At 68.1% G+C, this 23,504-nt stretch carries 21 protein-coding genes and 1 riboswitch; of the genes, 14 read left to right on the forward strand and 7 right to left on the reverse strand.

The window, feature by feature from the left end:
- Window positions 1-10 precede the first annotated feature (10 nt).
- Together TPR58_RS13510 and TPR58_RS13515 are read right to left on the reverse strand one after the other, a co-directional pair.
- A complete protein-coding gene (locus TPR58_RS13510; RefSeq protein ID WP_346247206.1) occupies window positions 11-1,957 on the reverse strand; it encodes a TonB-dependent receptor plug domain-containing protein in 1,947 nt (648 codons plus the stop codon).
- A 181-nt stretch (window positions 1,958-2,138) separates the two neighbouring features.
- Window positions 2,139-2,363, reverse strand: a riboswitch (cobalamin riboswitch).
- Between the two features lie 26 nt (window positions 2,364-2,389).
- On the reverse strand, window positions 2,390-3,325 hold the full coding sequence (locus TPR58_RS13515) for a LysR family transcriptional regulator (protein ID WP_346247207.1): 936 nt from the start codon (window positions 3,323-3,325) through the stop codon (window positions 2,390-2,392).
- Between the two features lie 96 nt (window positions 3,326-3,421).
- Between TPR58_RS13515 and TPR58_RS13520 the strand changes: the two genes are divergently transcribed.
- Together TPR58_RS13520 and TPR58_RS13525 are read left to right on the forward strand one after the other, a co-directional pair.
- Window positions 3,422-4,519 carry an aldo/keto reductase gene (locus tag TPR58_RS13520; protein ID WP_346247208.1) on the forward strand — a complete coding sequence of 366 codons (1,098 nt, stop codon included), beginning with the start codon at window positions 3,422-3,424 and terminating at the stop codon, window positions 4,517-4,519.
- 62 nt (window positions 4,520-4,581) lie between these two features.
- Window positions 4,582-5,400 carry an ATP-grasp domain-containing protein gene (locus tag TPR58_RS13525; protein ID WP_346247209.1) on the forward strand — a complete coding sequence of 273 codons (819 nt, stop codon included), beginning with the start codon at window positions 4,582-4,584 and terminating at the stop codon, window positions 5,398-5,400.
- Window positions 5,401-5,415: 15 nt separating this feature from the next.
- Here TPR58_RS13525 and TPR58_RS13530 read toward each other — a convergent pair whose 3' ends face one another.
- Complete coding sequence (locus TPR58_RS13530; RefSeq protein ID WP_346247210.1) at window positions 5,416-8,040, reverse strand: glycosyl hydrolase 115 family protein; 2,625 nt, start codon at window positions 8,038-8,040, stop codon at window positions 5,416-5,418.
- 144 nt (window positions 8,041-8,184) lie between these two features.
- Window positions 8,185-9,723: a GAF domain-containing sensor histidine kinase gene (locus tag TPR58_RS13535; RefSeq protein WP_346247211.1), complete on the reverse strand. Its 1,539-nt coding sequence runs from the start codon at window positions 9,721-9,723 to the stop codon at window positions 8,185-8,187.
- 502 nt (window positions 9,724-10,225) lie between these two features.
- On the opposite strand from TPR58_RS13535, the gene TPR58_RS13540 reads away from it, so the two are divergent.
- From TPR58_RS13540 to TPR58_RS13585, 10 genes are all read left to right on the forward strand, one after another.
- The gene (locus TPR58_RS13540) at window positions 10,226-11,041 is read left to right on the forward strand and encodes a TorF family putative porin (RefSeq protein WP_346247212.1); all 816 of its coding nucleotides are present in this window, start codon (window positions 10,226-10,228) and stop codon (window positions 11,039-11,041) included.
- Between the two features lie 109 nt (window positions 11,042-11,150).
- A complete protein-coding gene (gene kdpF, locus TPR58_RS13545; RefSeq protein WP_110153381.1) occupies window positions 11,151-11,240 on the forward strand; it encodes a K(+)-transporting ATPase subunit F in 90 nt (29 codons plus the stop codon).
- Between the two features lie 14 nt (window positions 11,241-11,254).
- A complete protein-coding gene (gene kdpA, locus TPR58_RS13550) occupies window positions 11,255-12,958 on the forward strand; it encodes a potassium-transporting ATPase subunit KdpA (protein ID WP_346247213.1) in 1,704 nt (567 codons plus the stop codon).
- A 12-nt stretch (window positions 12,959-12,970) separates the two neighbouring features.
- Window positions 12,971-15,007: a potassium-transporting ATPase subunit KdpB gene (kdpB, locus tag TPR58_RS13555; RefSeq protein ID WP_346247214.1), complete on the forward strand. Its 2,037-nt coding sequence runs from the start codon at window positions 12,971-12,973 to the stop codon at window positions 15,005-15,007.
- Between the two features lie 11 nt (window positions 15,008-15,018).
- Window positions 15,019-15,594: a potassium-transporting ATPase subunit KdpC gene (kdpC, locus tag TPR58_RS13560; protein ID WP_346247215.1), complete on the forward strand. Its 576-nt coding sequence runs from the start codon at window positions 15,019-15,021 to the stop codon at window positions 15,592-15,594.
- Window positions 15,591-18,260, forward strand: a complete 2,670-nt coding sequence (locus TPR58_RS13565; protein ID WP_346247216.1) for a DUF4118 domain-containing protein — start codon at window positions 15,591-15,593, stop codon at window positions 18,258-18,260. Before kdpC ends, TPR58_RS13565 begins: the two co-directional genes overlap by 4 nt.
- 3 nt (window positions 18,261-18,263) lie before the next feature.
- Window positions 18,264-18,950, forward strand: a complete 687-nt coding sequence (locus TPR58_RS13570) for a response regulator transcription factor (protein WP_346247217.1) — start codon at window positions 18,264-18,266, stop codon at window positions 18,948-18,950.
- A gap of 127 nt (window positions 18,951-19,077) precedes the next feature.
- Window positions 19,078-19,560, forward strand: coding sequence for a methyltransferase domain-containing protein (locus TPR58_RS13575; RefSeq protein WP_346247218.1), 483 nt, complete (start codon window positions 19,078-19,080; stop codon window positions 19,558-19,560).
- Window positions 19,557-19,808 carry a hypothetical protein gene (locus TPR58_RS13580; protein ID WP_346247219.1) on the forward strand — a complete coding sequence of 84 codons (252 nt, stop codon included), beginning with the start codon at window positions 19,557-19,559 and terminating at the stop codon, window positions 19,806-19,808. The genes TPR58_RS13575 and TPR58_RS13580 overlap by 4 nt, the downstream gene beginning before the upstream one ends.
- Window positions 19,805-20,062 (forward strand): hypothetical protein, encoded by a 258-nt coding sequence (locus TPR58_RS13585; protein WP_346247220.1) that lies wholly within the window; start codon window positions 19,805-19,807, stop codon window positions 20,060-20,062. The genes TPR58_RS13580 and TPR58_RS13585 overlap by 4 nt, the downstream gene beginning before the upstream one ends.
- Before the next feature lie 67 nt (window positions 20,063-20,129).
- Here the strand turns inward: TPR58_RS13585 and TPR58_RS13590 are convergent, their stop codons facing one another.
- From TPR58_RS13590 to TPR58_RS13600, 3 genes are read right to left on the reverse strand one after another with little or no spacing between them, the layout of a single operon-like run.
- Window positions 20,130-21,080, reverse strand: a complete 951-nt coding sequence (locus TPR58_RS13590) for an aldo/keto reductase (protein WP_346247221.1) — start codon at window positions 21,078-21,080, stop codon at window positions 20,130-20,132.
- The gene (locus TPR58_RS13595; protein WP_346247222.1) at window positions 21,077-21,268 is read right to left on the reverse strand and encodes a hypothetical protein; all 192 of its coding nucleotides are present in this window, start codon (window positions 21,266-21,268) and stop codon (window positions 21,077-21,079) included. Before TPR58_RS13595 ends, TPR58_RS13590 begins: the two co-directional genes overlap by 4 nt.
- Window positions 21,265-21,519, reverse strand: coding sequence for a hypothetical protein (locus tag TPR58_RS13600; RefSeq protein ID WP_346247223.1), 255 nt, complete (start codon window positions 21,517-21,519; stop codon window positions 21,265-21,267). Before TPR58_RS13600 ends, TPR58_RS13595 begins: the two co-directional genes overlap by 4 nt.
- Before the next feature lie 109 nt (window positions 21,520-21,628).
- Here TPR58_RS13600 and TPR58_RS13605 point away from each other — a divergent pair, with 109 nt between their 5' ends.
- The gene (locus TPR58_RS13605; protein WP_346247224.1) at window positions 21,629-22,591 is read left to right on the forward strand and encodes an ArsR/SmtB family transcription factor; all 963 of its coding nucleotides are present in this window, start codon (window positions 21,629-21,631) and stop codon (window positions 22,589-22,591) included.
- Complete coding sequence (metF, locus tag TPR58_RS13610; protein ID WP_346247225.1) at window positions 22,588-23,499, forward strand: methylenetetrahydrofolate reductase; 912 nt, start codon at window positions 22,588-22,590, stop codon at window positions 23,497-23,499. The genes TPR58_RS13605 and metF overlap by 4 nt, the downstream gene beginning before the upstream one ends.
- Window positions 23,500-23,504 lie beyond the last annotated feature (5 nt).

Genomic DNA, 23,504 nt, shown 5'->3' on the forward strand with positions numbered 1-23,504 from the left:
GGCGCGAGCCTTACAGGCCGATGCGCAGCCCGCCATAGGCGGCGATGCCGGGCGTCGCGTAGCCGAACACTTCCTCGTAATCGACGTCGAACAGATTCTCGACGCGGCCGAAGATGCTGACCTTGTCGGTGATCCGGAACTGGGCGTTGAGGTTCACCAGCGTGAACGGTTTCAGCGAGACATCGACGGGGACGTAGTTACGGTCGGTATAGGCGACGTCGCGGATCCGGCCGTTATAGCGCACGGTCAGCGTGCCGGAGAGCCGCTGGTCCGCACTGGAGACGGTCGCGTTGACGCTGGCGATGTCGCCGGGGCGGCGGACCTCGAGGATCCCGTTCTCGCGCGCCTTGAGATGGGTATAGGCCGCGTCGAGACGGAACTGCGAGGACGGGCGGATGCTTGCATAGAGCTCGACGCCGTGCTGCTTCGACTCGGTCGCGCGGTTCGCCGGCGTCGCGACGAAGTTCGGTGCGGGATAGGCGGTGTAGATCTCGTCGGTCAGCGTGGAGTCGAAATAGGTCGCGCCGATCGTCGCATTGCCGTCGAGGAACCGCTGCTCGACGCCGGCTTCCCAGCCCTCCGACTGTTCCGGGCGCAGGTTCGGATTGCCGATATAGGTGTCTTCCGAATAGCCATAGAGCTCGTAATAGCCGGGGTTCTTCACGCCGGTGCCATAGGCGGCATGGATCCGCGTGTCGGTCGGCAGGCGATAGCCGCCCTGGACCCGCCAGGTGGTCGTGTCGGCAAAACGGTTATTCTCGTCGCGTCGCACCGATGCGCCGCCGGTGAAGGCGCCGGCGGTCAGCTCATATTGCGCGACCAGGCCGACATTGTCGGTGCTGCGACGGCCGCGAAACGGGTCGAAGGGCGACCCGGTGCCCGGGGTCGTGTTCTCGAACTCCTCGCGCTCGACATCGACCGCGCCGGTGATGCGGTGGGTGAGCGATGCAGTGTCGAAGCGGAAACTGGAGGTGAACGACCCCTTGTAGCGCCGCCCCTTGTCGCCATAGTCGACGCCCGACAGCGTGTAGCCGGTCCGCGTGGTGTCGGCGAACTGACCCGACAGGGTGTTGATCCAGCGACCGTCCATCGCGGTCAGCTCGGCGGCGAGCAGGCCGTAATAGCCGTCATTGACGAAGCGCACGCCCGGGCTGTCGACGATCAGGCCGAAATTCGGGCTGGCGGGGTTGCTCTCGCTGTTGTTGTTGTCGGCGGCGGTATGGCTATAGCGCAGCACGCCGGTCAGGCGGAACGTGTCGCTCGGCTTCCAGTTCAGCTTGGCCGAGGCGCCGACGCTGTCCGACCCGATATCACGGGTGCCGCCGCGCGCGGTCGGCGTGCCGTCGGTGTGATACCAGCTGCCCGAGACGGCATAGTCGAACGTCCCGCTGGTGCCGGCGGCGCGCGCTGCGCTGCTGATCGTGCCGAACGAGCCGGCCTCGCCGCGCGCGCTCAGCCCCGGCGCCTCGGCGCCCGACAAGGTGATGTAGTTGATCACGCCGCCGATCGCGTCGGATCCGTAAAGCGAGGATTGCTGGCCGCGCAGCACCTCGATCCGGGCGCTGGGATCGGCGATCAGCGTGCCGAAATCATATTCGCCATAATAGGGATCGGCAGCCTCGATCCCGTCGATCAGGACCAGGACATGGTTGCTCTCCGACCCGCGGATGCGGATCTGGGTCTGGGCACCGACCGCGCCGACGCGGCTGACCGACACGCCGGGTACGTCGCGCAGCACGTCGGAGACGATCCGCGTCTGGCGCTGCTCCAGCGCTTCGGCGTCGATCACCGTCACCGAAGCGGCAAGCTGGTCGATCGGAATGCCTTCGCCCGACCGCGAGGCGGTGACGACGATCTGGTCGTCGGCGGGCGCGGCCGCCGGCTCGGGATCGGGCTGGGCAAAGGCAGGCGTGGCCGCGGCGATGGCGATCAGCGAAACGAAACCGGTCTTGAACATGGATACCCCCGGACAGCCGCGCAACGACTGCCGGGTCCTGCCCGGGGCGATGATGCCCCCGGCCGGCGCATGCGCGAGAGACGGGCGTCCGACGCCTGCCGCGCAGCACCGAAGCGGCCCCGGCCGCTTGGTCGTCGCTCAGACGGAGTACCGTGCCGTGGCCAATCCCTGGACCAAGGCAAGAGCGACCGGTGCGCCGGCAGGTCTCCTGGCTCGCGGGTCAGGGCGGGATGCACGGCCTTCCCGGATCCTGCGATCCAGTGGCTGCTCCCTCGAGGGGGGAGCCAGTGCGTCACGCTCGCCGCTTACAGTTGCAGGGACAGCCGCGGATTTGGACGGAGGACCGCCCGCACCGCATTCCCGTTTTAAGTCCCCCGAGGGGGACACCGGCGCGATCTGTGCGAAGCGGCGAACCGCTCCACGGCGGCGCCCTTAGGCCAATTCGTCCGCCAAGCCAATCGGGCTTTGCGTCGGGTTCGGCCCCGACCAGCGCAGCGCGTCGATCAGTGCGCGGAGCGCCGGGGTGACCTGGCGGCTGGGGTAATAGAGATAATATCCGTCGAAGGGCGGGCACCAGTCGTCCAGCACCTGGATCAGTCGGCCATCGGCAATCTCGGCAGCGACGTCGGATTCGATCATATAGCCCAGCCCGGCGCCGGCGCGGACGGCGGCGCCCGCCAGCACCTCGTCATTGACGATCAGCTGTCCGGTCGGGCGATAGCGGATCTCGCGCCCGCCCTGTCCGAACTCCCAGGGCAACAGGCCACCGCCGCCGATCAGCCGGTAGTTGACGCAGACATGGGCGTCGAGCTGGTCCGGCGTGACCGGCCTGGCACGCCGATCGAAATAACCGGGCGTGCCGACCACCAATGTGCGCATGTCCGGCCCCACGCGGATCGCGATCATGTCGCGATCGACCGACTCGCCAAGGCGGATGCCGGCATCGAAACCCTCGGCCACCAGATCGGTGAAGCGGTCGTCGACGATCACCTCGATCGAGACGTCGGGATGATCGAGCAGGAATTGCGGGAGGCGCGGCGCCAGCACCATTCGCGCGCCGGAGGAAAAGGTGGTAAGGCGCAGCGTGCCCGACGGTGCCCCGCGCCAGTCGGCCAGCGCGGCGAGTCCGCGCCCGACCTCGTCCAGCGCCGGGCCCAGCGAGGCGAGCAGCCGTTCGCCCGCCGGGGTCGGTGCCACGCTGCGCGTCGTGCGCGCCAGCAGGCGGACGCCAAGCCGCGCCTCGAGCCCGCGCATCGCATGGCTGAGCGCCGAAGGCGACAGGCCCAGCGCCGCGGCGGCGCGGGTGAAGCTGCGCGCGCGGGCAACCGCCGCGAATGCCGCCAGATCGTCCAGGTCGCCGCGCTTCATTGCTGCATATCCTTCACAAGCCCTTGCGATGTCCCGCCTCTAATCCTCTCAGCTTGCGCTGCCTAGCTTGGTGGCAGCTTGTCAGGAGATGCAACAATGACGTTGACCGACCACCACACGCTGGGCCGCTCGGGCCTGATCGTCAGTCCGCTGGCGCTGGGCACCATGACCTTCGGCGCGGGACGCTGGGGCGCGGACGAGGCGGCGTCGCGCGCGATCTTCGATGCCTATGTCGATGCGGGCGGCAATTTCATCGACACCGCCGACGTCTATTCGGCCGGCGAGAGCGAGGCGATGCTGGGTCGGTTCGTCGCGGAGCGCGGGATACGCGACCGGCTGGTGATCGCCACCAAGTCGGGCTTTCCGCGAACGCAGGGCACGCCGCTGGCCGGCGGCAACAGCGCCCGCAACATTCGCGACGGGATCGAGGGATCGCTGCGCCGGCTCGGCACCGGGTTCATCGATCTGTACTGGACGCATGTGTGGGACCGGACCACCCCGCCCGAGGAAGCGTTGCGCGCCCTGACCGACGCGGTGCGGCGCGGCGACATTCTCTATTACGGCTTCTCCAACGCCCCCGCCTGGTATGCGGCGCAGGTCGCGACGCTGGCCCGCGCGCACGGCCTGCCCGAGCCGGTCGGGTTGCAATATGCCTATTCGCTGGTCGATCGCGGGGTCGAGCTCGAGATCCTGCCTGCCGGGCAGGCGCTGGGCATGGGGCTGGTGGCATGGAGCCCGCTGGCGGCCGGCCTGCTGACCGGCAAATATGGCCGTGACAAGATCGGTGTGGAGGGTGCGTCGGTCGCCTTGCCGGATCGCGCGGGCGAGACCCCGGACGGCGGCAGCGACGGACGGCTGAACGGCGACAATCCGTTCGGCGGCATGTTGTTCACCGACCGCAATTTCGACGTGGTCGACGTGCTGCGCGGGGTGGCGGCTGAACTCGACCGGCCGATGGCGCAGGTGGCGCTCGCCTGGGCCGCCAACCGGCCCGGCGTCGGATCGGTGCTGATCGGCGCGAGCCGGCCCGAGCAGCTTCGCGAGAACGTCGCCGCGCTCGACATCGCGTTCAGCCCCGACCAGCAGGCACGGCTCGACGCCGCCGGTGCGCTGGATCTGCCGAACCCCTATTTCATCTTCCAGCTGCCGCGACCGATGATCTTCGGCGGATGCAAGGTCGAGCCCTGGCGGTGAGTCAGAGAGGTATGTCGACGCGATGGCTGGTGATCCGGAAGCGTTCAACCTAGACCTGCGGGATGGACGTCACCATCTCGCGTGTGGAAGACCAACTCCTCGTCATCAGCCGCGCGATCGGTGCTCCGGCCTATGATTTCGATTTCGACCTGAACTTCAGATGCACGCATCCCTTCCGGTTCCGGGAGGGCGAGCTATGCGTGCTGCGGCTCGGACCCGTGCCGGACTATGGCAGCGACTATGCTGAAAGGCTCGACTGGGGGTTGCGGCCGGTCAACTCACCCGAGGAGCATTTTCGGGCCAGCGAGTTGGAGGGATGGTATCCGCTCATCCGGGATCTGACGCCGGCGACGCGCATTTTCGATCATCTCCCTCCAGCATCCCGCATCGAAAGCGACTTTGGATGGCCGGTGTTCGTGAAGGGGTCCCGTCAAACCAGCAAGCACAACCCGGACCTGGCCGTTGCGCGAAACGCGGATGAGTATGCGCGTCTGTGCGACGGCTATGCGAAAGACCCTATCCTACATTGGCAGCGACCGGTCGTCAGGAACTTTGTCGAGCTCGATCCCATCCCGGGGGAAGTCCCTGGGAAAGTCCGTGCCTCGCGCGAATTTCGCACCTTCTGGTGGCGCGGAAATTTCGTCGGATGCGGTCATTATTGGTATCAGTTGCCCGCTTACGGTGCTGCAGATCTGCGGATCGGTATCGAGCTCGCTCGTGAGGTTGCCCGCCGTGTCGAGGTGCCGTTCCTCGTTGTCGACATTGCGCGGACACGCGATGGTGACTGGATTGTGATCGAATGCAACGACGCGCAGGAGGCCGGATATGCCGGCTTATCCCCGCATCTTTTGTGGAGAAATATTCTCGATCATCTCGACTGATTCGGACGCTTCGCCCTAAGCTTGGACAGGCCCAAGATAGCCCGTCGGCGGACCTTGGGTGCTGAGCACGAGCTTTTGCAGCACGACATTGTCGTCCAGGCGCCAGATGCGGATCGTGTGGCGGCCTGCCGTCACCTGGCCCAGATCGCAGGCAAGCTGGACGACATTGTCGCAGACCGCCTTTGCCCAGCGTTTCTTGCCCGGATTATCCTGGGCGCCGCCGGTGGGTTCGAGGTCGATGGCGAGCGGCTGGACCCGTTCGCCGTCGAGCGACACGCCGATCCGGGGCGGCGCCTTGCCGATCGTGTCGAGCGTTGGGGCGAGATAGAGGGTGAGCAGCGCCGGGCCCGCCTTTCGGATCGTCACGTCATAGTCGAGGCGGATGCCGTCCTCGGCCGTGGTCGGCGGCAGGCCCTGGGGTAAAGCGAGCACCGCGCCATTGGTGCGGCCGAGATGGGGGATGCGGGTCCAGGTCAGTCCCTTGCCACCGCGGGCGCGAGTGAAAGCCGGTGCCTCGATCGCGATCATGCCGTCGCCAGGACGCGGCGGAGCGACGAATTTGGGCTGGGGATTGCGTCGCCCGTCCGGGGTGTCGCCGCGGACGCGGGTGATGCTGGGCATGGTTTGCTGGGTCGGGTCGTTCCAGATGACGTAGCTCATATGGACCTGCGCCATCATGCCGTCCCACTTGCCGCCGTTGATCGAGTGATAGCGGGTGGTCAGCTCGGCATCGCGGCGGAAGGTCTCCTCGACCTGGTCGGCGAAGTAATTGGCGCGCGCGTCGTTGCGAGAGGCCAGCAGCTTGTTCCAGGCGGCGGCGTAATAGAGGCGGTAGAGATTGGCCATCGCCGCGACCGGATGCTCGACCAGCTGGAAATAGGCGTCGAGCTGGTCCTCGCTCAGGCGCGTGCGGGTCTTCAGCATGCGCCGCTCCAGCGCATCCCATTCGGCGACCATCGCGCCGAACTCGCCGCCGTCCAACCCTTCGGGCGTGATCCCGCCCAGTGCGAAACTGTCCTGGTCGATCAGTTCGGGCTTTCGGCGCGCGGCATATTGGCCATAGGTGGTCAGCATCTCGCCAATCGCGGTGCCTTGCTCGCGGCCGAACGCGGCCTCGGCCCAGGATTTCGGATAGGCGGCGAGCGCCGCCGGAGTCATCGCCTCGGGGTCCCAGGCCTGGTCGAGGAAGAAGCTCAGCGGGAATTCCATCGGCTTGATGTCGCCGACATTGACGATCCAGATCGCCCGCGCGTCGCGCCGCCAGGCGAGGTCCATCTGTTGCCAGACCTTCTCGATCTGATTGGTATTGATCCATTTATAGTTTCGCGGCGCCCCGACATAGTCGAAGTGATAATAGACGCCGTGCCCGCCGCTGCGCGGGGGCGCGCCGGGCGTGGGCAGGCGGCGGATCTGCCCCCAATTGTCGTCGGCGAACAACAGGGTGACGTCGTCGGGCACCCGCATCCCGTGATCGTAATAGTCCTGGACTTCCTTGTAGAGTGCCCAGAGTTGAGGGGTTTGCGCGGCCGGGCGCTTCGTCACCTGTTCGATGATGCTGCGCTGATCGGTGACGATCCGTTCGAGCAGCGGGATTGCGGTTCCCTCGGCCATTGCCTCGTCGCCGTCGCCGCGCATGCCGACCGTGACGAGCGATTCATAGCCGCGCCCGTCACCCTTAGACATCATCCGCTCGATGCCGCCGCGCCAGAATTGCCGCAGCTTGTCGCGGTTCTTCGTATAATCCCACGGCCCGCCGGTGATCCCGCCCGCGGTGCCACGATGCCATTCGTCATGCGCGCGCAGCATCGGTTCGTGGTGCGAATTGCCCATCACCACGCCCATCGCGTCGGCCAGCACCATGTTCTGCGGATCGTCGGCGGCGAAGGCGCGGGGCGCCCACATCGCCGGCCACAGATAATTGCCCTTCATCCGCAGCAGCAGTTCGAACACATGGGCGTACATCCTGGCGTTGAAGCCGCCGAACTTCCTCTGCGCCCAGACGCTGAGGCACGGCGCCTCGTCGTTGATGAAGAAGCCGCGATAGCGGACCTTCGGCTGGTCGCGGCGGCTGTCCGCGGGCAGCATCAGGTCGCGCTGCTGCCGGACCGGAATATCGGCGAACCAGTGCCAGGGCGACACCCCGATGCGGCGCGACAGATCGTAGGTGCCGAACACCGCGCCACGCCGATCGGAGCCGATGATCACCAGCGCCCGGTCGATGCCGGGGGCGGGGCGGTCGACCACCTGCTGGCGACAGGCCTCCCACTGGCCGCGCAGGTCGGCGGCCTCGATCCTGCCGGCGGCGGCCAGCGCGTCGAGGAACGGGCTGTGGCCCAGCACGCCGATCACGACGACCGTGCCGCGCGCCGCCTCGATCCCGCCCTCGACCAGCCGGGCCGGGGTGCCGCCGACCCGCCCGAGATCCGCTGCGAAGCTTTTGGCGGCGTGCAGCACGGCGGGGTCGGCGGCGCTGTCCACCACGACCGTCGCCGGCACGCCGTCGCGGATGAGGGGGAAGGGCGCCGCCTTGCCGACGCGCATCGCGGCGGGCAGCGGGGTGGCGAGCAGGGCGATCGCGCCGGTGGCTGCGCCGGCCAGCAACGTTCGCCGCGTCAGGCTCGCTCCCGGATGATCCGCCATCGCTCTCCCCTTCGAGTTGCGGCCTCTTGCGGGCCCGTCGATCCTGAACGCCGGCCCAGGAGCGGGCGGCACGGGTTCAGCGTATCAACTCATACAAATGAACGCCAGCCCTGACCGGGCGCGTTGCTCGGGTCCGCCGCAGGTTCAGCCTGCGAGCGGCAGGCGGATGATGAAGGTTGCGCCCTTGCCCGGCGAGGAGTCGAGCTCGATCGTGCCGCGATGTGCCTCGACGATGCCCTTGGTGATCGCCAGGCCCAGGCCCGTGCCGGCATGGCCGCGCTGATGCGATCCGTCCTCCTGCGCGAAGCGGGTGAACAGGCGGGGGCGGAATTCCGGCGAGATTCCAGGGCCCTGGTCTGACACGCTGATCCGCGCCCAGCTTCCCTCCGTGTCCAGCGCGATGCACACCTCGCTGTCGCGCGGCGAGAATTTGCAGGCGTTGGACAGGAGGTTGCTCATCACCTGCTGGATCCGGCGAAGGTCCACCCGTGCGCGCACCGGCGCATCGGGCAGGCCGGTCTTGAGCGTGACGCCGTAGCGGTCGCCATAGGGCTGGTTCTGCTCGGCGGACTCGGCGACCAGCTGGCGCAGGTCGGTCTCGGCGAGCTGGAGGGAAAGCTTTCCCGAATGGAGCTTGTCCATCTCGAGCAGGTCGTTGACCAGCGCGATCAGCCGGTCGGCGTTGCGGCGGCCGATCGCGACCAGGTTCGACGCCTTGGGTGGCAATTCGCCGACGGAGCCCGCGCCCATCAGGTGCAGCGCGCCCGAAATTGCGGTGAGCGGTGTGCGAAGCTCGTGGCTGACGGTCGAGACCAGTTCTTCCTTCAGCCGGGCCGCCTGGCGCTCGTGGGTGACGTCGCGTGCGGTCAGGATGAACCGATTGCCCGAGATGGTCTTGCGCCAGACTTCAAGCACCGTGCCGTTCATTCGACGGACCTCGATCCTGCCGCTCTCCGTAATCAGGATCGCGTTGATGAAGTCATCCACGATCTCGTCGGGATCGCCGGGTCCGAGCTCTCCGCGCGCGGCGGTGATCACCATCAGCGTCCGCGCCTCGCACCCCTCGCACAGCACCTCTTCGTCATAACCGAAGAGGGTCGCGAAGCATTCGTTCCACAGGATCAGGCGCAGGTCGCCGTCGACCAGCGCCACGCCCTCGGTCACATTCTCGACCGTGAGCTTCAGCAACTCGCGTTCCTCGGCCAGCTTGCGCCTTTGTTCCTCCGCTTCGAACCGCTCGACGCGCAGCTCGATCAGGTCGACGACGGTGCGCGCCAGCCGCTCCAGATTGGCGCGGTCGTGGTTGCTCAGCTCGCGCGCGACGCGGTCGATCAGGCACAGCGTTCCCACCGCCTGGCCGCCGACGACCAGCGGCACGCCGGCATAGAAGCGCACGAACGGGTCGCCGGTGACCATCGGATTGTTGCGAAAGCGCGGATCCTGGGTCGCGTCGGGCACGACCATGATCCCCTCATCCAGGATGGCGAAGGCGCAGAAGGCCAGGTCGCGCGAGGTGCCGTCGTCGTCCAGGCCGCATGCGCCGCGAAAGCACTGCATGTCGGCATCGATGATCGACACGACCGACATTGGCACGTCGAACAGGTCGGTCGCCAGCTGGGCGATATGGTCGAACACCGGCTCGCGCCCCAGGCCGCCCAGCCGATAGCGCGCAACCGCATCCATCCGCACCGCTTCGTCGGCGGGAATGGGAGCGCCCTGATGGGGTGCGTATGGCTCGACCGACTCCATTGCCCTGTTTCTACTCTATCCGCCGCACCTGTCCCAAGCGGTTGTTCGGAAACGACTTCTGAAGTCGCGCCGGGTCAATCGCCGGCCTGCGCAGCTACAGGCCCGTCAACGCGCTATGCCACAATCGCCGCGCGGCGCCATTAGGTAGGGTTGCGGGGGTGGGCGGCCTGCCGTGGCGCTGTCGTACAACGACTGCTTTCCTCGGGACGGAGCAGCGGGCGTCAATCATGCTCATTCCAACTATATGCCAGCACTATGCGGTTCGCGGGTTTCGATCTCGAATTGATATGCCGCCCGCTCCTAATCGGATGCCCTGAACAAACCCGGGTCAGGCGCATCGGCGCCGCCCGTTTCTGGGGTGCATCGCTTGAGACTCTTGCCAATTTCGATCGTCGTCGCGTCGCTGTCAGTGCCTTTTGCAGCTCAGGCACAGGATGTGGCGGCCGGACCGGTCGCAACGACGACGGTGGTCGAGCCGGCACCGACGCCGGCGATCACCGTCAGTGGATCGGTCGGGATCGCGTCGGACTATCGCTTTCGCGGCGTGTCGCAGACCGACCGGCAGGTGGCGGTGCAGGGCGGGCTGACGCTGACGCATGAGAGCGGCGTTTATGCCGGCATCTGGGGATCGAACCTGGCCGGATGGGGCACGTTCGGTGGCGCCAATCTCGAGCTCGACCTGATCGCAGGGTACAAGGCGAAGCTGTCGGACCGCGCGACGCTGGACGTCGGCGCCATCTATTATGTCTATCCCGGCGGTGCTGACACGACCGAGTTCATCGAGCCTTATGCGAAGCTGACCGGCACCACCGGACCGGCGACGCTGACCGCTGGGATCGCCTATGCACCCAAGCAGAAGGCGCTGGGTCGCTGGTATGCGACCGGCGCCGATGCTGCGGCGGGCACCTATACCGATCCGGGCGACCGAGAGGACAATCTGTACCTGTGGGGCGATGCCGCGATCGGGATCGCCGGCACGCCGATCACCGCCAAGGCGCATGTCGGGCATAGCTGGGGCAATGACGGGCTGGGCCCCAACGCGACCAGCCTGAGCCCGACCGGCAGCTATTGGGACTGGTCGCTGGGCGCGGACGCGACCTGGCGCAACCTGACGCTGGGCGTTGCCTGGGTCGATACCGACATTTCGGACCGCGATGCGGCCTATCTCCAGCCGAGCTTCAGCAAGGGCCAGGACGGCAGCGGCAGCATCGCCGGGTCGACCGCGCTGGTCACGCTGACCGCGGCCTTCTGAACGAAAGGACGAACGATGCAGGACATGTTGTGGATCGCGATCCTGGCGGGACTGGTGGCGCTGACGCTCGCCTATGTCCGCCTGTGCGACAATTCGTGAGGGGGCGGCGATGACGATCGACCTCTGGCTGGCCGCGATCTGCGCCGCCGGCCTGCTCGCCTATCTGGTGGCGGTCTTGCTCCGCCCCGAACGCTTCTGAACGGGGGAAGCATCATGACATTCCAGGGATGGATCCTGATCCTCGCCTTTACCGGCATCCTGATCGCGCTTGCCAAGCCGATAGGGCTGTGGCTGCACGCGCTGTACGAGGGGCGGCGGACGCCGCTGCACCTGGTGCTGGGCCCGGTCGAGCGCGGCTTCTATCGCCTGTCGGGGATCGACCCGGCGGCCGAGCAGGGCTGGCGCCGCTACGCCGTCCACATGCTGATCTTCAACACGGTGCTGCTGCTGTTCACCTATGCGGTGCTGCGGCTGCAGGGCGTGCTGCCCGGCAATCCGCAGGGGCTGCCGGGCCTCGGGTCCGACCTGTCGTTCAACACCGCGATCAGCTTCACCGCGAACACCAACTGGCAGAGCTATGCCGGCGAATCGACCATGTCGAACCTGGGGCAGATGCTGGGCCTGACGATCCACAATTTCCTGTCGGCGGCGACCGGCATCGCGCTGGCGTTCGCGCTGTTCCGCGGCTTTGCCCGGCGCGAGGCGAAGACGGTCGGCAATTTCTGGGCCGACATGACGCGGGTGACGCTGTACCTGCTGCTGCCGATCTGCATCGTCTACACGATCTTCCTGATCGCATCGGGCGTGCCGCAGACGCTGTCGGGCGTCGTCGACCTGACCACGCTGGAGGGGGCGAAACAGTCGATCCTGCTGGGCCCGGTGGCCAGCCAGGAAGCGATCAAGATGCTGGGCACCAATGGCGGCGGCTTCTTCAACGCCAATTCGGCGCACCCGCTCGAGAACCCGACCGCTTTGGTCAACTTCATCCAGATGCTGTCGATCTTCGTGATCGGCACCGGGCTGACCTGGACCTTCGGCAAGGCGGTGGGCAATCCGCGCCAGGGCTGGGCGATCCTGGCGGCGATGATGATCCTGTTCCTGGCCGGCACGACCGTCACCTACTGGCAGGAAGCCGCGGGCAATCCGATGCTGCACCAGCTGGGCGTGGCGGGCGGCAACATGGAGGGCAAGGAGGTGCGCTTCGGCATCGCCGCCTCGTCGCTGTTCTCGGTCGTGACCACCGCGGCGTCGTGCGGCGCGGTCAACGCGATGCACGACAGCTTTACCGCACTGGGCGGAATGATCCCGCTGCTGAACATGCAGCTGGGCGAAGTGGTGATCGGCGGCGTCGGCGCGGGCATCTACGGCTTCCTGCTGTTCGCGATCCTGGCGGTGTTCGTCGCCGGGCTGATGGTGGGACGCACGCCCGAATATGTCGGCAAGAAGATCGAGGCGCGCGAGGTGAAGCTGGCGGTGCTGGCGATCGCGGTGCTGCCGCTGATCATCCTGGGCTTCACCGCGCTGTCCGCGGTGACCGCGCAGGGCCTGGCCGGCCCGCTGAACAAAGGGCCGCACGGCTTTACCGAGATGCTGTACGCTTTCACCAGTGGCGTCGCCAACAACGGGTCGGCCTTTGCCGGGCTGAGCGCCAACACGCCTTGGTATAACGGGCTGCTGGGCGTGGCGATGTGGCTGGGCCGGTTCTTCGTGATCGTGCCGATGCTGGCGATCGCCGGCAGCCTGGCGGCGAAGAAATACACGCCGGAAAGCTCGGGGTCGTTCCCGACGACGGGCGGCCTGTGGGTCGGCCTGCTGGTCGGGATCATCCTGATCCTGGGCGGTCTCACCTTCCTGCCGAGCCTCGCGCTCGGTCCCATCGCCGATCATCTCGCGATGATCCGCGGCCAAATGTTCTGAGGGGCGCCAACCATGGCCCAAGACAAGGCAAACCAGGCGCAGAGCCTGTTCACCGCCGCCCTGATCGTGCCCGCGATCAAGGCATCCTTCCTCAAGCTGGATCCCCGCGAGCTGATCCGCAATCCGGTGATGTTCACCACCGCGGTCGTCGCGGCGCTGCTGACCGTGCTGCTCGTCGTCGGGCAGGACGGGCTGGCGATCGGCTTCAAGCTTCAGCTGGTCGTGTGGCTGTGGCTGACGGTGTTGTTCGGCACCTTTGCCGAGGCACTGGCCGAGGGGCGCGGCAAGGCGCAGGCCGCCTCGCTGCGCGCGACCAAGGCCGAGCTGACCGCGAAGCGGCTGAAGAACGGCCGGACCGAGGATGTCGCCGCCAGCCTGCTGCGCGCCGGCGACACGGTGCTGGTCGAGACCGGCGACCTGATCCCGGCGGACGGCGAGGTGATCGCCGGCGTCGCATCGGTCAACGAAGCGGCGATCACCGGCGAAAGCGCGCCGGTGATCCGCGAGGCGGGCGGCGACCGGTCGGCGGTGACGGCCGGCACGCGGGTCATCTCCGACCAGATCACGGTGCGCGTCACCGCCGATCCGGGCCAGGGATTTCTCGACCGGATGATCGCGCTGGTCGAAGGCGCCGAGCGGCAGAAGACGCCGAACGAGGTCGCGCTGACGCTGTTGCTGGTCGGGCTGACGATCGTATTCCTGATCGCGGTGTCGACGATTCCCGGCTTTGCCAGCTATGCCGGGGGATCGATCCCGGTGGCGATCCTCGCGGCGCTGCTGATCACGCTGATCCCGACGACGATCGCGGCCCTGCTGTCGGCGATCGGCATCGCCGGCATGGACCGGCTGGTGCGGTTCAACGTTCTGGCGAAGTCCGGCCGCGCGGTCGAGGCTGCGGGCGATGTCGACGTGCTGCTGCTCGACAAGACCGGCACGATCACGATCGGCGACCGCCAGGCGTCGGAGTTCCGCGCGGTGGGCGGCGCGTCGGGCGAGGAACTGGCCGAGGCGGCGCTGATGGCCAGCCTGGCCGACGAGACGCCCGAGGGCCGGTCGATCGTGGTGCTGGCGCGCGAGAAGTTCGGCCTGTCGCGTCCCATGCCCGAGGGTGCGGAGGTGATCCCGTTCACCGCGCAGACGCGCGTGTCCGGACTGCGCAGCGGAGACATGCTGGTGCAGAAGGGTGCGGTCGATTCGATCCTGAAGGCCAATCCCGGCGCGGGCGAAACTGCGGCGGCGACCGAGCTGCGCCGCGTCACCGACGAGATCGCGCGTGCCGGCGGCACCCCGCTTGCAGTGGCGAAGGACGGCCGCCTGCTGGGCGCGATCTTCCTGAAGGACGTGGTGAAGGCCGGCATCCGCGAACGCTTCGGCGAACTGCGCGCGATGGGGATCCGCACGGTGATGATCACCGGCGACAATCCGCTGACCGCCGCGGCGATCGCGGCCGAGGCGGGGGTCGACGACTTCCTCGCCCAGGCGACGCCGGAGGACAAGCTGGCGCTGATCCGCAAGGAACAGGAGGGCGGCAGGCTGGTCGCGATGTGCGGCGACGGCACCAATGATGCGCCTGCGCTGGCGCAGTCCGATGTCGGCGTGGCGATGAACACCGGTACCCAGGCCGCGCGCGAGGCCGGCAACATGGTCGACCTGGACAGCGATCCGACCAAGCTGATCGAGGTCGTCGGCCTGGGCAAGCAGCTGCTGATGACGCGCGGCGCGCTGACGACCTTCTCGGTCGCGAACGATGTCGCCAAATATTTCGCGATCATCCCGGCGATGTTCGTCGCGCTCTATCCGGGACTGGGCGTGCTGAACGTGATGGGGCTGGGCAGCCCCGAAAGCGCGATCCTGTCGGCGATCATCTTCAACGCGCTGATCATTCCGCTGCTGGTGCCGCTCGCGCTGAAGGGCGTCGCCTATCGGCCGATGGCGGCGGGCCCGCTGCTGGCGCGCAACCTCACCGTCTATGGCCTGGGCGGCCTGATCGCCCCGTTCATCGGCATCAAGCTGATCGACCTGGTGGTCGGCGGCCTCGGCCTGGCATAAGGAGGAATATCATGGGCAAGGATTTCACTTCCGCACTGCGTCCCGCGATCGTCATGACGATCCTGTTCGCGGCCCTGCTCGGCCTGGCCTATCCGCTGGCAATGACCGGGATCGGCCAGGCGCTGTTCCCAAGCCAGGCCAATGGCAGCCTGATCAGCGAGAATGGCAAGCTCATCGGATCGGACGTGGTGGGGCAGGCCTTTACCAGCCCGCGCTATTTCCAGACGCGGCCGTCGGCGGCGGGCAAGGGCTATGACGGGCTCGCCTCGTCGGGCTCCAATCTCGGGCCGACCTCGCAGGCGCTGGCCGATCGGGTGAAGGCCGATGTCGCCGCCCGCCGTGCCGAGGGGGTTGCCGGACCGGTGCCTGCCGACCTGGTGACGACCAGCGGATCGGGTCTCGACCCCGACCTGTCGCCTGCCGGCGCGCTGGCGCAGGTCGACCGCGTCGCGCGGGTGCGCGGCATCCCGGCCGACCGGGTGCGCGCTTTGGTCGAGGGGCAGGTCGAACACCCGCTGCTCGGCTTCCTGGGTGAGCCGCGGGTCAATGTGCTGGCGCTCAACCGCGCGCTCGACCGGCTGAGTTGACCGATCCGGGCCGCCCTTCGCCGGATGCCCTTCTGCGCCAGGCGGCGCAGGAGGGTCGTGGCACGCTCAAGATATTCCTCGGCGCCGCGCCCGGCGTCGGCAAGACCTATGAGATGCTGAGCGACGGCGCGGCGCAGCGGCGTGACGGCGTCGATGTCGTGATCGGGGTGGTCGAGACGCATGGCCGGGGGGAGACCGAGGCGCTGGTGCGTGGGTACGAGATCGTGCCGCGGCGCGATGCCCCCTATGAGGGGCGCACGCTGCACGAGATGGATCTGGACGCGATCCTGGCGCGCGCGCCGCGGCTGGTGCTGGTCGACGAGCTTGCCCACAGCAATGCGCCCGGCAGCCGCCATCCCAAGCGGTATCAGGATGTCGAGGAGCTGCTGGCGGCGGGTATCCATGTCTATTCGACGATCAACATCCAGCATATCGAGAGCCTGAATGACATCGTCGCCAGCTTCACCCGGGTGCGGGTGCGCGAGACGGTGCCGGACAGCGTGCTGGAAACCGCCGAGATCGAGGTGGTCGACATCCCGCCCGACGAGCTGATCGAACGGTTGAAGGCAGGCAAGGTCTATCTGCCCGAGGAAGCGACCCGGGCGCTGTCGCATTTCTTTTCCAAGTCGAATCTCTCGGCGCTGCGCGAGCTGGCGCTGCGCCGCGCGGCGCAGGCGGTCGATGCGCAGATGCTCGACCATGTCCGCGCGCTGGGCGTCGGCGGCACCTGGGCGGGGGGCGAGCGGATCGTGGTGGCGATCAGCGAGCAGCCGGGGGCCGATGCGCTGGTCCGCGCCGCCAAGCGGATCGCCGATGCGCTGCGCGGGCCCTGGACCGCGGTGTTCATCGAAACCTCGCGCAGCCAGAATTTTTCGCCGCAGGACCATCGCCGGCTGGCCCAGACGATCACGCTGGCGACCCAGCTGGGCGCGCAGATCGCGACGGTGCCCGCGACCAGCGTGCTGGACGGGCTGACGACCTTCGTCACCGAGGCGCGCGCGACCCAGCTGATCGTCGGCAAGTCGCAGCGTTCGCGCTGGTTCGAGCTGTGGCATGGATCGGTGGTCGACCGGCTGGTGCGCCAGACGCCGGGCGTCGCGGTCCATGTCCTGCCGATCGAGGGCGCCGGCCCGCCCGCGCCCCGGCGCGAGCGACGGCCGCACGGCGGCTGGGGCAGCCTTGCCGGCTATCTGTGGACCGCGGCGATGGTCGCGGGGGTCACCTTTGCCGGACGCGCGCTGCTCCATATCCTCGACCTTGGCAATGTCGCCTTGCTCTATCTGCTGCCGGTGATGGCCGCGGCCAGCCTGTTCGGGCTGCGCACGGGCCTGTTCGCCGGGCTGGCGTCCAGCCTGGCCTATAATTTCCTGTTCCTGCCCCCGGTCGGTACGCTCTCGATCAACAATCCCGAGAATGTCATCTCGGTCATCGTGCTGCTGGGCACCGCGATCGTCACCAGTCAGTTGACCTCGCGCGTCCGGTCGCAGGCCGATCTGGCGGCGGCCAGCGCCCGGACCAATGCGGCGCTTGCGGGATTCCTGCGCAAGCTGACCGCGCTGGGCGACCGCGAGGCGGTGGAGCGTGCGATCTGCGACGAGATCGCGCGGCTGTTCGGTCGCGAAGTGGTGATGCTGGCGCCGGTCGAGGGACAGGGGATGGTGGTGCAGGCCGCAAGCGGCACCGGCTACCAACTCGACACGATGGACCTGGCGGCGGCGCAATGGGCGTTCGATACCCGCGCGCCTGCCGGCAAGGGGTCGGGCACGCTGGCCGCGTCCGAATGGCTGTTCCAGCCGCTGAGCGCGGGTGACCATGCGCTAGCGGTGATCGGCCTGTCGGACGAGGCGGCGGGGGATCCGGTGCGGCCCGACCAGCTGCCGCTGCTGATGAACCTGGTCGACCAGGCGGCGCTGGTGCTGCAGCGTTTCCGGCTGGAGGCGGAGATGCGCGACGTCGACGCGATCCGCACCCGCGACCGGCTGCGCGGTGCCCTGCTGTCGTCGGTCAGCCACGACCTGCGCACGCCGCTGACCTCGGTGATGGCGGCTGCGGATCAGCTGGACCATGGCGCCACGCCCGAGCTGATCGAGACGATCCGGTCCGAGGCGGCGCGGCTGAACCGGTTCGTTTCGAACCTGCTCGACATGGCGCGGGTCGAGGCGGGGGCGCTGAAGCTGAATATCGAGGCGATCGACCTGAGCGATGCGGTGACCGGCGCGGCACATGATGTGCGCGGGGCGCTGCAGGGACATGAGGTGGTGCTCGACGTGCCGCCCGACCTGCCGCTGGTACGCGCCGATCCGCAGCTGCTGCACCATTGCCTGCTCAACCTGCTCGACAATGCCGGGCGCTATGGCGATCCGGGGACGCCGCTGGTGATCCGCGGCGAGCATCGCTTCGGCGTGCTCCAGCTGTCGGTACTCGACGAGGGGCCGGGGCTGCCGCCGGGGCAGGAGCAATTGGTGTTCGAGACGTTCCGCCGGTTCGAGGGGTCGGACCGCGCCGCCGGCGGCACCGGCCTGGGCCTTGCCATCGTCAAGGCGTTCGCCGATGCGATGGGCATCGCCGTCGAGGCAGCCAATCGGGACGACGGGCGTGGCGCGCGGTTTAGCCTGACCTTCCCCGCCGGGCTGATCGTCCGCTCGACCGCAACCGGAGCGCCATAAGCGATGTCCGACACCGTGCTGGTGATTGACGACGAACAGCCGATCCGCCGCCTGCTGCGCAACACGCTGGAGCGGGCGGGGTACCGCGTGGTCGAGGCGATGAACGCGGCCGATGCGCTGGTGCGGTTCCGCGGCGAGGCGCCGGGCGCGGTGCTGCTCGATCTGGGCCTGCCCGATCGCGACGGACTGGAACTGGTGCCGTTGCTGCGCAAGGCTGGCGAGGCGGTGATCCTGGTGATCTCGGCGCGCGACGCGACCGACCAGAAGGTCGCTGCGCTCGATCTCGGCGCCGACGATTATGTGACCAAGCCGTTCGATACCGAGGAATTGCTGGCGCGGCTGCGCGTCGCACTGCGCCATCGCGGCGCCGGGGGTGCGCCGGCGAAGATCGTTCGCCGGGGGGATCTGGAGATCGACCTGGACGCGCGCCAGGTGCGGCGCGGCGACGAGGAACTCCATCTGACGCGCAAGGAATATGACGTGCTGGCGATGCTGGCGCGCAACATCGGCCGGGTGGTGACGCACGACCGCATCCTGGCGGCCGCGTGGAGCCGCGAGGAGGATCCGCGGATCGAGTATCTGCGCATCGTCGTGCGCAACCTGCGCCAGAAGCTGGAGGCGCCGGGACCGGTCGGGTCGGTGATCGCCAACGAACTGGGCGTGGGATACCGGCTGCTCTCCGACGGCTGAACATCGCCGCGCCGCGCACTATGCGGCCACTATGCGATAGCCGGGTTTCGATCTCGAATGGCTATGCGACAAGGCGTATTTCGCTGATCCGGATCCGGCAGTTCGACCGGATCGGTGGAGCGTGTTGATGTTCAGCGTGATGAGTCCGGCGGGGGTCGTTCGTCCCGCCTTCGCTGCCGACAGCCTCAGGTCGGCGATCCTGCACGGTTCGGTGCGCAGGGCGCGTGCAGACCGGCGCTGGCCCGCGATCGAGCGCCTTCTCTTCGCGATGCGCAAGGCCGGGCGGCGCAGCATCCGCATCGTCGATGCCGGCTGCGGTGCCGGCGACCTGCTGATCCAGGCGGCGCGCCATGCGCGGTCGATCGGCTTCCTGGCGATCGAGGGGCGCGGCATCGATCGCGATCCGGCGGCCATCGCGCGTGCCCGGTCGACCGCGAAGCTGCTGGCTGATCCGGCGATCGGCCTCAGCTTCGAGAGCGGCTATGCCCGTGCGGCGCTGGCCGACGAGGCGGAAGCGCCGGCGGACCTGATCCTCTATTCGCGATCGGTCCCGGCCGAGGTTGCGCGCAGTGCCGGGAAAGTGGCGCTGGCTGCGGAGGCGGTGGCATGACCCGGCGCGACCTGGGCTGGCGCGCCGCGGGCGTGGCGATGATCATACTCGGCTGGAGCGCCTCGCTTGGCGCGAGATCCGATGCGGCCGGCATGGAAGTGCTCGGGCTGCTCGGCTTCTCGCTGGCGATGGCGGGGCTTGTGCTGGCGGTGCAGGGCAGGCGGGTCGCCGCCGCATTGCGGGTAGAGCGCAGCCGCCACCGCGACCTGCCGATGCGCATCCGCAGCCACAGGATGCGGCGGCCATGATGGTCCATCACATGGGCTGGCGCGGCGACCTGATCGTCCGCGCGGCGGGCCTGGCGCTGGTCGCGCTTGCTGCGCTGGCACTGGCGAGCCTGTCACGGCTGTGCGCGGGGCATCGTCCGCAGGGGGCCGAGGCGTGTCTGCTGGCGCTGGGCGGATTTATGTCGTCGAGCGCGGGCGCGGCGGCGCTGGCAACGGGACGCGGTCTGTTCGCGGCCGTGCGGGTGAGCCGGCGCTGGCGCAGGCGCAGGCGGTGAGCCTTTCGAGCCGATCAGCGTCTCCTCCCCAGGAACCTGCGGCTCCGGGGGAGGAAAGCGTTGTCTTTCAAACTCCCGCTTCGCTCAGCCTTTCCAGCTGGTCGGCGCTCAGCTCCACATCCAGCGCGCCCAGCAGTTCCTCGAGCTGCTCGATGCTGGTCGCGCTTGCGATGGGGGCGGTGATGCCCGGCTGGGCCATCAGCCAGGCAAGCGCGATCTGGGCGAGCGACGCTCCGGTCTCGGCCGCGACCTGGTCCATCACCGCGAGCACCGCGGGGCCGTTGCCGTCCATATAGGCGCCCATCCGGCCGCCGCGGACGCTCTTGCCGGTGTCTTCGGCCGAGCGGTACTTGCCGGTCAGATAGCCCGAGGCGAGGCCGTAAAAGGGCAGGCCGGCGATGTTGTGCGTGACGCACAGGTCCTGCATCTCGCCCTCGAACTTGTGGCGGCTGACCAGATTGTATTCGTTCTGCAGCGCCCGGTAATGCGGCAAGCCTTCTTTCGTCGCCAGGTCGAGCGCCGATTTCAGCCGGATGGCCGAGAAGTTGGATGCGCCGATCGCGTGAACCTTGCCCGCGTCGATCAGCCGGGCGAACGCGGCAAGCACCTCGGCCTGGGGCACCGCGTCATCGTCCTGATGCGCGTAATAGAGGTCGATCGTCTCGACGCCCAGCCGCTTCAGCGACGCTTCGGCCGCGGCGGCGATCCGGGCTGGGGCAAGCTTCTCGCCGCCCTCGCCGGGCAGCATGCCGACCTTGGTCGCCAGGACGACCTTGTCGCGCTTGCCCGAGGTCTTCAGCCATTCGCCGATCACGGTTTCAGATTCGCCGCCCTGATGGCCGGGGATCCAGGCCGAATAGACGTCGGCGGTATCGATCATCACCTGCCCCGCCTCGGCGAAGCGATCGAGGATGCGGAAGCTCGTCGCCTTGTCGGCGGTCCAGTCGAAGACGTTGCCGCCCAGGACCAGCGGGCGGATCTGAAGGCCGGACGTGCCGACGGGGCGAAGCTCGCTCATTCTATCTCCGTTGCGTTCTCGCCATCGGCGTCGGATGCCGCGGCATTGATGTCGGTCGCCGCGGCCGCCTCGTCCAGCTGACGCGCTTCGCCGCGGGTCACGCCGCCTGCGACCGGATCGCTGTCCGACTGGCAGGCCGCGAGCAGCAGGAACGGCGCAACGGGCAATAGGATGCGCGCACGGATCATTCGTCGCCGCTGCCTTCCTGGCCGCTTTCGTTCCCGACCATATCCGCCGGGGCCGGGGCGGCGGCATTGTCATCGCCGATGTTGGAATTGGCGAAGGCGATGTTCACGTCCTCCACCGCTTCGCCCATGGCGTTGCTGTCGCCCGGGATCGTCTCGTTCGCTTCCAGCGCCTCGTTCGGCGCTTTCGACCCGCATGCCCCAAGGCCGATGGCGGCAAGGGCGAGGGTCGGGATCAGGAGGGTCTTGCGCATGGGTTTCGCCTTTTGGTTTCGGCCGCATCGGTTACCCGCTCGCGCCCGTCGCATGCAAGCTGCGGGTCTGCGTTGACCTGATATAAAGATATCTTTATATCGTTATCCCATGAACCAGGCACTCGGCACCTTCCGCGCTCTGGCGGACTCGACGCGGCTGCGCATCATGGCGCTGCTGCGCGCGATGGAATTGTCGGTCGGCGAACTGGCGCAGGTTCTGGGGCAGAGCCAGCCGCGCGTCAGCCGCCATGTGAAGATCCTGTGCGACGCCGGCCTTGCCGAGCGGCGCAAGGAAGGCAGCTGGGTGTTCGTCGCGCTGGGCGATCCGGCGCAGACGGGCCCGGTCTTCGCCGCGCTGGACGCCTGGCGCGAGCCGGATCACTGGGCCGTCGCCGACGAAGCACGGCTGGCGGCCGTGCGCGCGGACCGCGCCTCCGCGGCGAACGAATGGTTCGAGGCGCATGCCGGCGACTGGGACGCGATCCGGTCGCTCCATATCGCCGAGAGCGAGGTCGAGGCGGCAATGGCGAAGGCGCTGGGCGACGGGTCGCTCGGCCAGTTGATCGATATCGGCACCGGGACCGGCCGGATGCTCGAACTGTTCGCGCCGCGCGCCGAACAGGCGCTGGGCATCGATCGGTCGTCGGAAATGCTGCGGCTGGCGCGCGCCAAGCTGGCGGATGTCGGCAACACCGAGCTGCGTCAGGCCGATCTCTATGCGCTGCCGCTGCCCGATGGCGGGGCGGACACCGCGATCCTGCATCATGTCCTGCATTTCGCGCAGCAGCCGGGGGCGGCGATCGCCGAGGCCGCGCGCGTGCTGGGCCCGGGCGGGCGGCTGCTGATCGCCGATTTCGCGCCGCACGAGCGCGAGGAACTGCGCGCCAAGGATGCGCATGCGCGACTGGGCTTTTCGGACGAACAGATCCTCGGCTGGTTCGACGCGCAGGGGCTGAGCCCGGTGCAGGTCGAGACGCTGGAGGGCGGCGAATTGAGCGTGAAACTGTGGCTGGGTCGCAAGACGGCGACCGGCAACGAGACGAACGAGACGGGGAAAGTGAAAGCGGCATGAGTAACAAGGTGGACCCGCTGGCGCCGCCGCTGTTCGCGGACGTGGCGGGCGATATCGAGGTTTCGTTCGAGTTTTTCCCGCCCAAGACGGAAAAGATGGAAGAGACGTTGTGGGAGTCGATCCAGACGCTCGCGCCGTTTGCGCCGCGTTTCGTGTCGGTCACCTATGGCGCGGGCGGTTCGACCCGTGAGCGCACGCACAACACCGTCGCCCGGATCGCAGGCGAGACGTCGCTTGCCGCCGCCGCGCACCTGACCTGCGTCGAGGCGACCCGCGAGGAGATCGACCAGGTCGCCGAGGCCTATTGGGATGCGGGCGTGCGCCACATCGTCGCGCTGCGCGGCGATCCGCCGCGCGCCGGCGAGAAATATTCCACCCATCCCGGCGGATATGAAAATGCCGCGGCGCTGGTCGAGGGGTTGCGGCGGCTGCACCCGTTCGAGATCTCGGTCGCGGCCTATCCCGAATGCCATCCGGATTCGCCGCATGCCGCGGCCGATCTCGACAATCTGAAACGCAAGATCGATGCGGGCGCGACCCGGGCGATTACCCAGTTCTTCTTCGAGCCCGAGACCTTTTTCCGCTTTCGCGACGATGCGGCGGCGGCAGGCATCACCGCCGAGATCGTACCGGGCATCATGCCGGTGATGAACTATGCCAGCGTCGTGCGCATGTCGGCGATGTGCGGCACCGACGTGCCGGCCTGGATGGCGCGGCTGTTCGAGGGGCTGGACGATCACCCCGCCGCGCGCCAGCTGGTCGCCGCGACGCTGACGGCCGAACTGTGCCGCAAGCTCTATGCCGGCGGCGTCCGCCAGTTCCACTTCTACACGCTGAACCGCGCCGAGCTGAGCTACGCCATCTGCCACCTGCTGGGCGTGCGGCCCGGCGCGTCGGCGGCCATTTGAGGACG

Origin of the sequence: Sphingomonas rustica (assembly GCF_039652585.1) — a bacterium.
GTDB classification, from domain to species: domain Bacteria; phylum Pseudomonadota; class Alphaproteobacteria; order Sphingomonadales; family Sphingomonadaceae; genus Sphingomonas; species Sphingomonas rustica.

Excerpts from the sequence above, each read along its gene's own strand:
- TPR58_RS13510 (WP_346247206.1), bottom strand. The coding sequence starts at position 1,957 with ATGTTCAAGACCGGTTTCGTTTCGCTGATCGCCATCGCCGCGGCCACG.
- TPR58_RS13515 (WP_346247207.1), bottom strand. The coding sequence starts at position 3,325 with ATGAAGCGCGGCGACCTGGACGATCTGGCGGCATTCGCGGCGGTTGCC.
- TPR58_RS13520 (WP_346247208.1), top strand. The coding sequence starts at position 3,422 with ATGACGTTGACCGACCACCACACGCTGGGCCGCTCGGGCCTGATCGTC.
- TPR58_RS13525 (WP_346247209.1), top strand. The coding sequence starts at position 4,582 with ATGGACGTCACCATCTCGCGTGTGGAAGACCAACTCCTCGTCATCAGC.
- TPR58_RS13530 (WP_346247210.1), bottom strand. The coding sequence starts at position 8,040 with ATGGCGGATCATCCGGGAGCGAGCCTGACGCGGCGAACGTTGCTGGCC.
- TPR58_RS13535 (WP_346247211.1), bottom strand. The coding sequence starts at position 9,723 with ATGGATGCGGTTGCGCGCTATCGGCTGGGCGGCCTGGGGCGCGAGCCG.
- kdpF (WP_110153381.1), top strand. The coding sequence starts at position 11,151 with ATGACGATCGACCTCTGGCTGGCCGCGATCTGCGCCGCCGGCCTGCTC.
- kdpA (WP_346247213.1), top strand. The coding sequence starts at position 11,255 with ATGACATTCCAGGGATGGATCCTGATCCTCGCCTTTACCGGCATCCTG.
- kdpB (WP_346247214.1), top strand. The coding sequence starts at position 12,971 with ATGGCCCAAGACAAGGCAAACCAGGCGCAGAGCCTGTTCACCGCCGCC.
- kdpC (WP_346247215.1), top strand. The coding sequence starts at position 15,019 with ATGGGCAAGGATTTCACTTCCGCACTGCGTCCCGCGATCGTCATGACG.
- TPR58_RS13570 (WP_346247217.1), top strand. The coding sequence starts at position 18,264 with ATGTCCGACACCGTGCTGGTGATTGACGACGAACAGCCGATCCGCCGC.
- TPR58_RS13575 (WP_346247218.1), top strand. The coding sequence starts at position 19,078 with ATGTTCAGCGTGATGAGTCCGGCGGGGGTCGTTCGTCCCGCCTTCGCT.
- TPR58_RS13580 (WP_346247219.1), top strand. The coding sequence starts at position 19,557 with ATGACCCGGCGCGACCTGGGCTGGCGCGCCGCGGGCGTGGCGATGATC.
- TPR58_RS13585 (WP_346247220.1), top strand. The coding sequence starts at position 19,805 with ATGATGGTCCATCACATGGGCTGGCGCGGCGACCTGATCGTCCGCGCG.
- TPR58_RS13590 (WP_346247221.1), bottom strand. The coding sequence starts at position 21,080 with ATGAGCGAGCTTCGCCCCGTCGGCACGTCCGGCCTTCAGATCCGCCCG.
- TPR58_RS13595 (WP_346247222.1), bottom strand. The coding sequence starts at position 21,268 with ATGATCCGTGCGCGCATCCTATTGCCCGTTGCGCCGTTCCTGCTGCTC.
- TPR58_RS13600 (WP_346247223.1), bottom strand. The coding sequence starts at position 21,519 with ATGCGCAAGACCCTCCTGATCCCGACCCTCGCCCTTGCCGCCATCGGC.
- TPR58_RS13605 (WP_346247224.1), top strand. The coding sequence starts at position 21,629 with ATGAACCAGGCACTCGGCACCTTCCGCGCTCTGGCGGACTCGACGCGG.
- metF (WP_346247225.1), top strand. The coding sequence starts at position 22,588 with ATGAGTAACAAGGTGGACCCGCTGGCGCCGCCGCTGTTCGCGGACGTG.